General features: G+C 32.3%; 11 protein-coding genes. 4 read left to right on the top strand and 7 right to left on the bottom strand.

Going from position 1 to position 12,709, the window contains the following annotated elements; genetic code table 11:
* Position 1: 1 nt before the first annotated feature.
* The 3 genes from H527_RS0101065 to mraZ all read right to left on the bottom strand — a co-directional run bounded on the left by H527_RS0101065 (position 2) and on the right by mraZ (position 1,782).
* Complete coding sequence (locus H527_RS0101065; RefSeq protein ID WP_027410990.1) at positions 2–313, bottom strand: FtsL-like putative cell division protein; 312 nt, start codon at positions 311–313, stop codon at positions 2–4.
* A gap of 13 nt (positions 314–326) precedes the next feature.
* Complete coding sequence (gene rsmH / locus H527_RS0101060) at positions 327–1,241, bottom strand: 16S rRNA (cytosine(1402)-N(4))-methyltransferase RsmH (protein WP_027410989.1); 915 nt, start codon at positions 1,239–1,241, stop codon at positions 327–329.
* A 73-nt stretch (positions 1,242–1,314) separates the two neighbouring features.
* A complete protein-coding gene (mraZ, locus tag H527_RS0101055; RefSeq protein WP_027410988.1) occupies positions 1,315–1,782 on the bottom strand; it encodes a division/cell wall cluster transcriptional repressor MraZ in 468 nt (155 codons plus the stop codon).
* 300 nt (positions 1,783–2,082) lie between these two features.
* On the opposite strand from mraZ, the gene H527_RS0101050 reads away from it, so the two are divergent.
* Both H527_RS0101050 and yihA read left to right on the top strand, forming a co-directional pair.
* Positions 2,083–2,853 carry an alpha/beta fold hydrolase gene (locus H527_RS0101050; RefSeq protein WP_027410987.1) on the top strand — a complete coding sequence of 257 codons (771 nt, stop codon included), beginning with the start codon at positions 2,083–2,085 and terminating at the stop codon, positions 2,851–2,853.
* Positions 2,854–2,868: 15 nt separating this feature from the next.
* The gene (yihA, locus tag H527_RS0101045) at positions 2,869–3,477 is read left to right on the top strand and encodes a ribosome biogenesis GTP-binding protein YihA/YsxC (RefSeq protein ID WP_027410986.1); all 609 of its coding nucleotides are present in this window, start codon (positions 2,869–2,871) and stop codon (positions 3,475–3,477) included.
* A 328-nt stretch (positions 3,478–3,805) separates the two neighbouring features.
* Here the strand turns inward: yihA and gldC are convergent, their stop codons facing one another.
* Together gldC and gldB are read right to left on the bottom strand one after the other, a co-directional pair.
* Entirely contained in the window at positions 3,806–4,144 is a 339-nt protein-coding gene (gene gldC, locus H527_RS0101040) for a gliding motility protein GldC (RefSeq protein ID WP_027410985.1), read from the bottom strand.
* Entirely contained in the window at positions 4,144–5,163 is a 1,020-nt protein-coding gene (gene gldB / locus H527_RS0101035; RefSeq protein ID WP_051316576.1) for a gliding motility lipoprotein GldB, read from the bottom strand. Before gldB ends, gldC begins: the two co-directional genes overlap by 1 nt.
* Before the next feature lie 125 nt (positions 5,164–5,288).
* Here gldB and nadE point away from each other — a divergent pair, with 125 nt between their 5' ends.
* Together nadE and H527_RS0101025 are read left to right on the top strand one after the other, a co-directional pair.
* Positions 5,289–6,077, top strand: a complete 789-nt coding sequence (nadE, locus tag H527_RS0101030) for an NAD(+) synthase (RefSeq protein WP_027410983.1) — start codon at positions 5,289–5,291, stop codon at positions 6,075–6,077.
* Between the two features lie 136 nt (positions 6,078–6,213).
* Complete coding sequence (locus H527_RS0101025; protein ID WP_027410982.1) at positions 6,214–6,846, top strand: response regulator; 633 nt, start codon at positions 6,214–6,216, stop codon at positions 6,844–6,846.
* On the opposite strand, the gene dnaG is transcribed toward H527_RS0101025, so the two are convergent.
* Positions 6,843–8,804: a DNA primase gene (gene dnaG / locus H527_RS0101020; protein ID WP_027410981.1), complete on the bottom strand. Its 1,962-nt coding sequence runs from the start codon at positions 8,802–8,804 to the stop codon at positions 6,843–6,845. The genes H527_RS0101025 and dnaG overlap by 4 nt on opposite strands.
* 405 nt (positions 8,805–9,209) lie before the next feature.
* Positions 9,210–12,212 carry a T9SS type A sorting domain-containing protein gene (locus H527_RS0101015; RefSeq protein WP_027410980.1) on the bottom strand — a complete coding sequence of 1,001 codons (3,003 nt, stop codon included), beginning with the start codon at positions 12,210–12,212 and terminating at the stop codon, positions 9,210–9,212.
* Positions 12,213–12,709: the final 497 nt, after the last annotated feature.

Genomic DNA, 12,709 nt, shown 5'->3' with positions numbered 1-12,709 from the left:
TTTAGTTTTTTACTATTATTTTTCTTGGTGGTTTTGCTGGACGTTTTAACCCTTTTTGCGCCATCTTTTTTATTATAGACGACTCCATTTTCAACCTCATTAGCTCTGTCTTTCCATCTACAAATTGCGTTCTTAACTCTCTTACCTCATTATTTAGTTTTGCTATTTCATGTACTTTACTTTCTGCGTTATGAGAACTTGCAATCATTATTATTGCTAAAAAAGAAAGAAACAATAACATTCGCCAGTTTTTCATCGCATCGTCTGCGATAAGAAACTTTCCTTTTAATATGTCATAAATTGTTTGCTTCATACTCTTCTCCATTCTAGGCAGGGTTTTCTTCTTTTACTCTTTCCGCTATTCTTAATTTTGCACTTCGTGCTCTATTATTTTCTTTGATTTCATCATTATCTGGAATAATTAATCCTCCTACTTTTTTAAAAGGAACATATACATTACCATATAAATCTTTTTCTGGTTCTCCTTCAAACATTCCATTACGAATAAACCGTTTTACTAATCTATCCTCTAAGGAGTGATAGGATATAAAACTAACTCTTCCATTAGGATTAAGAAGCTCTGTAGTCTGCATCAAAAGCTCCTTAAGAGCTCCTATTTCTTGGTTTACTTCTATGCGAATTGCCTGATAAATTTGCGCTAGTATTTTATGTTCTTTATGTTTTGGTAAAAACGGTTTCAATACTTCTTTTAACGCTATACTTGTTTTTAGCGGCTCTTCTTTTCTAGCTGCTATTATAGTCCTTGCTAATTTTGGAGCATTTCTTAATTCTCCATATTCTAGAAACATCTTTTTTAAATCTGCTTCTTCATAGTCATTAATTACATTGTATGCAGACAGCTCTCCATTTTGATTCATCCTCATATCCAAATCCGCATCAAATCGAGTAGAAAACCCCCTGTCTGCTACATCAAACTGATGAGAAGAAACCCCAAAGTCTCCAAGAATCCCATCTACCTTTCTCACCCCATGAAACCGCAAAAATCGCTTTATGAACCTAAAATTTTCATTTATCAAAATAAAACGATCATCTTTTATCGTATTATCTAAAGCATCTAAGTCCTGATCAAAAGCAAACAATTTACCTTCGGGTCCTAATCGATTAAGTATTTCTTTAGAATGGCCACCACCGCCAAATGTAACATCTACATATGTTCCATTTGGCTTGATGACCAACCCATCTACTGTTTCTTTAAGCAAAACCGGATTATGATACTCCATTCTGTTTTATTTCTTTTTTTATCAATAGCGGCAATCCCCTTTCGCACACTTCAATTATCCTTTATCTAGACTACTAATCAAGACTTATATCATCATCAAACCCCATGACCTCTTCTGCTAAATCTGCAAAATCATCTGCCACGTCTTCAATTGCTTTTTCGTATTGATCTTTATCCCAGATCTCAACTATATTTACAGCCGACGACAACACCAAATCTTTCGTAATACCAGCAAAACTTATTAAATCCTTAGGTATTAAAAGACGACCTGCTGTATCCACCTCTACCACTTTAACTCCTGCGGTAAATTTTCTGATAAAGTCATTATTTTTCTTTTTAAATCGATTAAGTTTATTCATTTTCTGCATTAAAAGATTCCATTCTGCCATAGGATACAACTCCAAACAAGGCTGAAAAACTGCTCTTTTTAATACAAATCCATCTTTTAGTACTCCCGAAAGTTGCTTTTTAAAAGCAACAGGCATCATCAAACGTCCCTTAGCGTCTGCTTTGCACTCGTATGTACCAATTAGATTTACCACTTTACTTCCCTAAACGTTTAATAAGTCAAATATATTGAAAAAAATACCACTTTTTACCACAATCTACCACATTGTTAATAAGTTGTGATCAAAAACAACAATCTTCCACCCTGCTAAACTTTAAGATTTTGTTTATCAACACACTACAACAAGGCTTATAAATTCTCGACTTTAACGAATAGGAAGAAGAAATAATTCATCTTTAAAAAAATAAAAAAATCATTCTGTAGTATTCATAAAAAAACTCGAAACTAATTATGAAAATGCTATATTTGCGTTTAATTCTTGTAAGAAGTATTAATGAAGCACGAATTACAAAAAGACGGAAAATTTAGTTATCTAGATTTGGGAGAAGGTACACCAATCATCATCTTACATGGGTTGATGGGAGGATTAAGTAACTTTGAAGGTGTTGGTTCTTATTTTCCTGAACATGGATACAAGGTACTGATCCCTGAATTACCTATTTATACGTTGCCTTTACTAAAAACCAAGGTTAGTACATATGCCAAGTATCTTAACGATTTTATAGATCAATTAGGTTATGGTGATAAAGAAGTAATTCTTCTTGGTAACTCTCTAGGAGGACACATAGCACTTTTATGCGCTAAAATGTTTCCTGAAAAAGTAAAAGCACTCGTTATAACTGGAAGTTCTGGACTATACGAAAGCGCTATGGGAGAAAGTTACCCTAAGCGAGGTGATTATGAATACATTAAAGCTAAGGCCGAAAATGTTTTTTACGACCCAACTATAGCTACTAAAGAAATTGTAGACGAAGTATACAATACAGTTAATGATAGAAATAAATTAATCAGAACTTTAGCCATTGCTAAAAGTGCTATTCGGCACAATATGGCAAAAGATTTACCTAAAATGGATATCCCATCTTGTATCATATGGGGCAAAAATGACAATGTCACTCCTCCAGAAGTAGCTAATGATTTCAATAAACTACTACCTGACTCTAACTTATACTGGATAGATAAATGTGGACATGCCGCCATGATGGAACATCCTCAAGAATTTAACCGACTATTACATAACTGGTTACAAGAACGCAACTTTTAACCTTAATTAAGTACTATGAAGATTAGCAGCGCTGAATTTATAATGAGTAACAGCGACGTTGCCAAATGCCCTAAAGACAAACTCCCTGAGTATGCATTTATTGGAAGATCCAACGTCGGAAAATCTTCTTTAATTAATATGCTTACCAATCGAAAAAATCTTGCTAAAACATCTGGAAGACCTGGAAAAACACAATTAATCAATCATTTCATCATTAATAAAAATTGGTTTTTAGTTGATTTGCCTGGATATGGGTATGCAAAGGTTTCTAAATCTTCAAAAAAGGTATTTCAAAAGTTTATTACCGCTTACTTTGCTAAAAGAACTCAGATTGTTTCTGCCTTTGTATTGATAGATAGTCGTCACGAACCACAAAAAATAGATCTGGAATTCATGCAATGGCTAGGTGAAAATCAAGTGCCGTTTTCTATTATTTTTACCAAAGCAGATAAACTTACTAAAACCAAACTACCTGTTCAGATAAATAACTACATTAATGAAATGCTAAACTATTGGGAAGAAATGCCTAATTATTTCATAACCTCCTCATCCTCTGGATTGGGACAAGAAGATGTCCTTAAATACATAGAAGACATTAATAATCAGCTAGCAAAATCCTCTTAAGACATCTTTCTTTACACACTCTATCTCTAGCCTTTTAGAATAAGACAGATCAATAGCGAGAAGGCCTATATCTAAATTTTATTTTTCGCATAAACCAAAAATAATCTGATTCTCTTTACAGTGATTTCATTTAAACAAATGAGAGAAACGCATCTTCTATAAAAACTTTTTATTCTTTAAAAAAAATATTACGCAATACTCTAAAGACTATAAAAACAAGTTCTTGCACTTATAACCTCATGATATTACCTCGATATTTGATTTTATATTGTATATAAAAAGTATATATATTCAAAAACACCTCAACGAGACTTCAGTAGTTTTGAGATTATTTTTGTTCTAATTCTAACTTTTCAGCAAAATAATCACAAAAATCCTTCATAGTAGCAGACATTTTTTCATCTTGAGTAGCTTTATAAAAAGTATCACTCATAGCCACTAATGTTTGATGAAAAAATATTTTCATCTCATCAACAGGCATATCTTTTGTCCATAAATCTATCCGAAGACTTTCTTTTGTTTTATTATCCCAAACAGACAAAAGCATTGCTTTAGTCTCCTGATTCTCTACACCTCCATCTTTTGCTGTCCATTTTAATTTTTCTGGAATACGATTTTCATCTAACTCTATATCTATTCTAATTTCTGATTTATGCACGCTTGTTATTATTTTTTAGGTTTATATTTTGATCTATTAAAAATCGTTTCAGCATCTGCTAATATTAATTGTCGCAAAGATACATTGTTATTTTTCATGTATGAATCCACAATTCGCCACCCTATAAACTGAGCTATTCTATCTGGGGCCTCTTTATCTATTTCTTCTAAATAAAACTTAGAAAAAGGTGCTGGATACAAAAATCTAGGCATTAAAGAACTATCGGTACTATACAATAATTTTTTATCTATAAAATACCTCCATATATATTCTTCATTAGTTATTGCCCAAGAATACTGTTCTTCAGTATACCCTATTTTTCTTGCATTAGTAAATTCAGGCAACAGTAAATCTTTTATATACAGCTCTTTTCCAAAAGAGATTAAATTACCTATAAATGTTCTATCTCTAATTGGGCCTACCTGATTTTTAGCATACATAGAAGCTATATCTGGAACCATATATTTTCGTTCAAAGTTTTGTCTTAGATATTTTTGTATTCCCTCATAAAAATGGTGATCCTTTCCTAGATATGTATCTAAAGCAATAATTAATAATCCTTTTGATAGTACTATTTTGTTTCGATAATCTACATCATTAATGATTGTAACTATTTTTGGTGTTTTAATTTCTGGGAAATAATATTGGATATGTTGAAAAAGGGAATAAAGCTCTGTTTCTTCTTTAGAAAGGTCTAAAAAAGTTTTTTCTACCTCTATATTTACTTCTTGTTGTATTGTATCCTGAGACCTTTTAATCCAGATACTGTCTGCATATTTTTCTGGAAACAAAAATGGATATTCTTTTTTAAGATCAGGAAGAGTTTCTAGGGTTACCTTTGCAAATAACGTATCAAAACGCTCTATCTTTATTTCTATAGGTATTTTAGAAATTTCTTTTTTAACTTCACTTTCGTTTGAACAAGAAATAAATACATAAAAAACCAAAGTAAATTTTAAGATTTTAATGATATTCCTTTGTAAATTATAATATCTATCTAAATTATCTCTATTCCTCCAGAACGCCATCTTTTTTTATTAATTTTATGATCGCAAAGATACTATATCCTATTGCGAAGTACAAAGTATAGGATAGTCAAGTATCCTTTTTTGAATTAAACTTATTTTAATTATATTATTCACAAACATAAAGTATGCAAACAGAAAAAGTAATTGATCATATTGTAAATTGGTTAAAAGAGTATGCTATAAACGCAAATATGGAAGGTTTTGTTGTTGGTATTAGCGGAGGGATTGATAGTGCTGTTACTTCATCTTTATGTGCAAGAACTGGATTAAAAACTCTTTGCGTTGAAATGCCTATTCATCAAGCAGAAAGCCAAGTAACTCGAGCACAAGAACACATTACACAACTTAAAAAAAAATATACAAATGTATCGAATACCAATGTTGATTTAACTCCAGTTTTTGAAGAATTAAAGTCTGTATTCCCAAAAATCCCTGATAGCGCACAATTAGACTTATCTCTTGCAAATACCAGAGCCCGGTTAAGAATGTCTACTTTATACTATTTTGCTGGTTTACATAGATATCTAGTTGCTGGAACTGGTAATAAAGTAGAGGATTTTGGCGTAGGATTTTATACCAAATATGGTGATGGAGGTGTTGATTTAAGCCCTATTGCTAATCTTTTAAAAAGTGAAGTATACACTATTGCTAAGTTTTTGAAAGTACCTGTTTCTATACAAAATGCCGCACCAACCGACGGTTTATTTGGAGATAGCAGAAGTGATGAAGATCAAATCGGAGCTAGTTATGATGAATTAGAATGGGCTATGAAAATGAAAGAAGAAGGTAAAAATAGCAATGATTTTAAAGGGAGAGAAAAAGAAGTTTTTAAAATTTTTATCCACCTAAATACCGTAAACCAACATAAAATGAACCCTATTCCTGTCTGTAATATACCCATTGAACTGCTTTAATTATCTTTTTGTCGATAAATTAATAAAAAAAAGTTTATGAGGACTAGTTCTTAGTAATTTTGCACAAAGATTTAAATTACCCCTAGCCTAAAGAATGTTAAACTCTTAAATTAAACTAAAATACTCACAAACAAGAATGACAACCGTATTAATCGCAGATCATCATCCAATCACTAGGAAGGGGATCGTTTCTTTATTTCGCAATTCTGAAGATTATGAAATCATTGGTAAAGTAAGTAATGGAAACGAAATGTATGATGTTTTGAAAACTAACACTCCTGATGTTCTCATTATGGAGTTAGATCTACCTCAAATCAATGGAATTATGGCATTGAGAACTATAAAAAAAGAATTTTCTGGAATAAAAGTTATTATTTTTAGTTCTCACCCTGAGGAAATGTATGCTCTAAGTGCTATTAAAGCAGGTGCTTCTGCTTATTTAGCAAAAACAGTTCCTACAAAAACTCTTAAAAAAGCAATCGAACGTGTTGCAAGAGGAGGTATTTACTTAAATGACAACCTTACAAAACAACTGGCTAATGGAAATGCCAGTGAAAATAACATGGTTGTGAAATACAAGAAATTATCCTCAAGAGAAATAGAGGTCCTTAACTTATTATCTTCAGGAAAAAGAAATAAAGATATTGCAAGCACTTTGTCTATTAATGAAAAAACAGTAAGCACTTACAAAACAAGGCTATTAAAAAAACTAAAAGTAGACAATCTTGCAGATTTGATTCATCAATCAAGATTATTACATATTAGTTAAATCACTCGATTTAGCTTTTTATATAATAATTTCTTGAGAGTTTGATAATCTCGAATATCTTCTAAAACACTCGTATTATTTTCAAAATTTTGAGCTTTCACTTCTTGTGAAAGCTCATTTATTTTTTGATCTATCAAAAACCCTCTTAAACTTAGTATAATATTATTTACATAGTCTGCAACAGAATCTATTTTTTGTTTTACATGAATTTCTTTATCCACCCATCTATGGAGCTCGTAACGATCCTCGCTCATCATAATTTCTGTAATCTCTGAAGCTATTTCTGGTTGAATTTTATTTATAAAACTTTCTATTTTAAACTTATCAACCAAGTTTAATTCTTCGATTAAAATTCTATATATGTCCTTAAAAATCTGATCTGTAAATTCTATTTCATCATCTTGTAAATCTAGATATATTTTTTCAAAAACCTTTATTTTATGTATTTCTGGCTCTAAAATAAGTTCTCCTTCTTCATTCTCCTTCAATATCAAATCCTCGAAATCTGCCTCGAGAACACCATACATTAACAATGCTTTTATTATATGTCGTTCTAATATATACTGTCTATTTACTTTGGGTTGTTTTTGTGCTTCACCTCGCACAACTTCAAGAGGTTTTTGTTGCTGTTCTTTTTGCTTATGTTGACTTTTTGCATCTGTATTATGCATTTGTGCCAGAGTATCAAACAAAACATCCTCTGAAACATCCATTATTCTTGAACATTCCTTTACATAAATCTCTTGCTTAATTACATCGGGTATTTTAGATATGCTTGTTACCATATCCCTAACTAACTCTGCTCTTTTTATAGGATCACTTTTAGATTCTTGTAATAACAAAGAAGCTTTAAAACTTATAAAATCTTTAGCATTATCTTCTAAATACAAGGTCAATTCTTCTAATGTATTTTTCTTAGCAAAGCTATCTGGATCTTCTCCATCAGGAAAACTACATACTTTTACATTCATTCCCTGCTCAAGAATAAGGTCTATACCTCTTAAAGATGCTCGCATCCCTGCTGCATCACTATCAAAAAGTACTGTGATATTTTTGGTTAACCTATTAATCAAACGTATTTGATCTGATGTTAAAGCTGTTCCTGATGAAGAAACTACATTGGTAACTCCTGTTTGATTAAACTGGATAACATCTGTATATCCTTCCACTAAAAAACAGTTATCCTCTTTCGCTATTGCTTGTTTGGCATGATAAATACCATATAACACTTTACTTTTATGATAGATATCACTTTCTGGAGAGTTAAGATACTTTGCTGCTTTTTTCTCGTTAGTTAATATTCTACCTCCAAAACCTAACACTCTCCCAGACATCGATTGTATAGGAAACATTACCCTACCTTTAAATCTATCAAATTGTTTTTCTTCTTTTATTATAGTAAGCCCTGTTTTCTCTAGATATTCTAATTTATATCCTTTTTTGATAGCCTCTGTAGTAAAAGCATCCCAAGTATCAGGAGAGTATCCCAAACCAAATTTCTCTATAGTATGTTTTGTGAATCCACGCTCTTTAAAATAAGATAACCCTATGGCTTTACCTTGTTCTGTTTTAAGTAATGTTTTTTGAAAAAAAGTGTTTGCAAATTCACTAACCAGATACATACTTTCTTTTTCGTCTGCTTGTTGCTTTTGCTCATCTGTTCGCTCCGTTTCTTCTACTTCAATATTATATTTTTTTGCTAAATACTTTATAGCTTCTGGATATGTAAAATGTTCATGTTCCATCAAGAATGCAACAACATTTCCTCCTTTGCCACTAGAAAAATCTTTCCATATTTGTTTTACAGGAGACACCATAAAAGAAGGGCTTCTTTCGTCGCTAAAAGGACTCAATCCTTTAAAGTTACTCCCTGCTTTTTTTAATTGTACAAAATCCCCAATAACCTCTTCTAAACGGGCGGCTTCAAATACTGAATCTATAGTCGATTTATGAATCATAAAACTGGGGGTGCTAATTTTTGTGTATGCAACAAAAATAAGATAATTCAGCAAACACAATCCCTTCTTCTAATTTTAATCCCTCATTGAGTTTTTTTTTTAATTCCTTAGACTTACCTTAAAAATAAAATATACTTTTTTAGAAGCATTCTTCCTAAACTCGTACTGATACGATTTACGAATAAAAATCTCGCATATAATCGCATTCTTTTTGTACTATATTTTCTTCATAAAATGAAACAATAGTTATGACTATTCTTTAATTTGATTCATCAATCTAGCGAAAAACCTTTGCAATTATTTATACGTAATTCTCATCCGTAAATCGTATGAGATCATTATCAAAAAAAATAAGGTTGTCTTTTCAGGCAACCTTATTTAAAACTATATTTTTCTTATGTAAGATTATTTTTTAACCACAAAACTTCTTGTAACAATAGTTTCATCTGCTGTAATTCTAACAAAATATGTTCCTGCTGAAAGATCACTTACATCTATTTGCTGTTTTGTTCCTTGATTATCTACACTATGAATCAACTGTCCAAACATAGAAAAAATCTGTAAATTTTGGATAGGTGTTTTTCCTATCGAAATGTTTAAAACGCCACTTACTGGATTTGGATACAATTTAAACCTTTCTTCGTTTGTATTAACATCGGTTAACTCATAAGTATCCAACCTTGTTGCTGACCCTTGTGCACAAAATTCAGTAGTCTCAGAATTTGTAAACTGACTTCCTGATGCTATAGCCCCTGTACTACTTGATAACGTATATACTCCATTACCATATTGGCAACATATCCCATCTCCAAAAGAATCGGATATTGTAAAAGTATAGCTACCAGAAGCCAAAGCGTTAATAGTTTCTGTTACTGTAGACCCGTCTGGATTTGATGACGAATAACTTTTTGATGCTACTGCTGTTCCTCCAACATCTTTTAACACCCATGAAGTCTCTTCTGGATAATTATCAAATGTTATAGTCAAAGTTAAGTTGCCTGTAGCACAATTATCTCCAGTTGTACCTGCTGTAAGAGATATCGCATCTATTGCAACATCTGCTTGCCAAGTGTTTCCGGTTAAACGATTAAATCGTAATTGTAATCCTGAACCAAGATATGCTGCTAAATCTATGGTAGCTGTCTGCCAAGAGTTTCCTTGATTTCCACTTTTACTCCAAATACTAGTCCATGTTACTCCTTCATCATTACTTGCTTCTACATCTAAAGAGCCAAAGTTAGTAGCTCCATACATATGGTATTTGAATGAAAAAACTGCAGCTGTAGCATCATTAAGATCAAAACAAGGAGAATTAAGAATAGCTCGCTTGTTTGGATATCCTGTACCATTTCCTGATGCTTCAACGAATAAATAATTTGATCCGTCTGCTGCACTTGCAGGTCCTGTTCCATTAGAGGGAGTGCCACCTGATTTTCTTGTCCAATCCAGATTATCTCCAGATGCCTGAGTCCATGCACCTAGATTACTTTCAAAACTTTCATTATAAGGTGCTACTAGTCCATTTAAACATCCTGGCCCTGTTGTACTTTCTAAAGTAGTTACACTTACTGTATTACTTGCTGAAGATTGATTTCCTGATGCATCTTTTGCTATTACATAAAATGAATATGTAGTAAGGGGAGCTAACCCATTAACAGTATAGTTATTTGTAGCAGAATTAGCTACTACTGTACCGTCTTGATATATATCATACCCTGTTACCCCGATATTATCTGTTGAAGCTTCCCAACTTAGCGTAGTTTCTCTAGCAGTTGTTCCTGAAGCTGATAAATTTGCTGGTGTAGATGGAGGCTCATTATCTACTACTGCTGGTTCGATTTTAAAAGCCACTACATGACTCTTTCTAACGTTTGGAGATGGTCCTTTCATATACTCACTGATATGCCAGAACGTTTTATCATCTAATGGATCGATAGTGATTTGCCCATAATCTCCATATCTACCATCACTTCTATTATTTTGGCTATCTCCGTTAGCTGAAACTTGCTCAGCGACTGTCATTGTACCTACTGGATCACTTGCTAATCTACCTGTATATCTTAAAGAAGTATAAACACTACTGCTTACTACAGTATATGCTAATCCTATATTACCTTGAGAATCTTGAGCAATACTTCCGCAAAATGCACTTAGTCCATCTGGTTGTGTATATGTTCCTTCCTGGTAGATTGTCCATGGCTGCCCGTCAGCAGTTTGCCTAAGTTCGTACCAACGTATACCTGCTAGACTATCGTTACCATCTAAGTCTACAACAAAATTCATAACCACTGAGTTATGAGTACCAAAACGTCTGTAGTTAGTCATATACATCATAGTTGCCTGCAATGCATCTATATCTGGCCCATTTCCTGGCTCATCCAGGTTTTGAAAAGATCCGTTATCAAACACACTATCAAAAGGGGCTGTTGTGATCTCTTGCGGTTGAGAAATGGTAGAATTTGCTGGAGTAGTCCAATCTACGCTAGTAGTCCACACTTTTAAATGATCTGTTGAAATACCTGCCCAACTATCATCTTGTATATACACTATAGAACATCCTACACCTGCAGGAGGAAGTGTTGTTCCTGTCGCATTAAACCCTCCTGGACTATAGAAGCCGTTAGTTTCTGCTCCTGGCAATGGAAAACTAATCATTTGTGTAGAAGCTGCTCCTGCAATCATTTTATCTCTCTCTACTACAAATACTACATTATTAGTATCCGGAGCATTTTGATCTTTGTTTGCAGTAATGTAATACCCATCACTCCAAATAGATAGTTTTTCATAATCAGGAAATGTACCTGTATTAAACCTATAAGTAGACCATCCATCATTGATAGGATCTGGTCCTTTACATACCGCTATCAAAAATCCGTTTGGAGAATTACTAAATTGCATTATAATAAATCTACCTGCAAAATTGTCATAAACAACTACTGGATCCCCAAGTGATTCTCCTGGAAACAAGGTAGCTAACGATGCTTCTGCAAGTAAAACATTACCAGATCTATCTAAAATCCCAAAACCAGAATTAAATGCATACACATAATGGTTAGGGCCAATCGCTCCTGTTGCATCATTTAAAACTGTTCCTACATGAGCATCAAAAGATGCTAAAGGGGCACTAATAGCAATTTTATTAGCTTTTTTTTGAAATTCAATAAGTGGATCATTTCCTTTAGGAAATCCTTTCCCTGGAACTACAGTATTACTTCCTTTACGTTTAGGTGGAGCAACATGTCCTAAACCTTTAGCAGAAATAATATTTTTCATTTGAGAAAAAGCAGGAATATCCTTTTTATAAACAGATTTACCTACTGAGTTAGCTTTAACAACTCCTCCTTTTTGTGCAAACAGCCCAAAGCTGCAAAACAAGAATAATGTGAAATAAATAAAATTTGTTTTCATATATGTGAAATTTGGTTAATTGTTCAATTCAATACCCGTTTTCAGCATAAGTAGTGTCGACTACATTTTGAGACAAAAATGTAAAGCCGCTAAATAAATATGACAAAAATTATTTCAACTATGACTTCAATAAATATAGTGTATTTAGGTAGTAAATAAAAAAATAAACACTATAAAACATTCGTAAACAACAAGATACAGTTATACCGTAATTAAACCACGGGATAATTGTTTTTTATTGATTTAATAAAATTTACTGGTAAACACACATAACTCCAACAACAGGTATAATACTAATTTCGGTTGTTTTTTAAAAACCTTAATGCAGAACTTTTAAGGTAGCTTAACCTAAACTTTGAATGATTTAGAGTTATTTTGATTTTTTTTAATAAGCAAATCTAACCTCAACCTATAAAAATTCATTTCTAGGTCTCAAAAACTCTGATTGTGTACCCTTTACTTATACTAAAAAATCTAGTTTTTAATTTCAAAACTAA

The sequence above is a fragment of the Aquimarina muelleri DSM 19832 genome, assembly GCF_000430665.1.
Classification (GTDB): Bacteria; Bacteroidota; Bacteroidia; order Flavobacteriales; family Flavobacteriaceae; genus Aquimarina; species Aquimarina muelleri.
The sequence above is the reverse complement of the archived record's forward strand: the minus strand, read 5'-3'. Positions and strand labels throughout refer to the sequence as shown.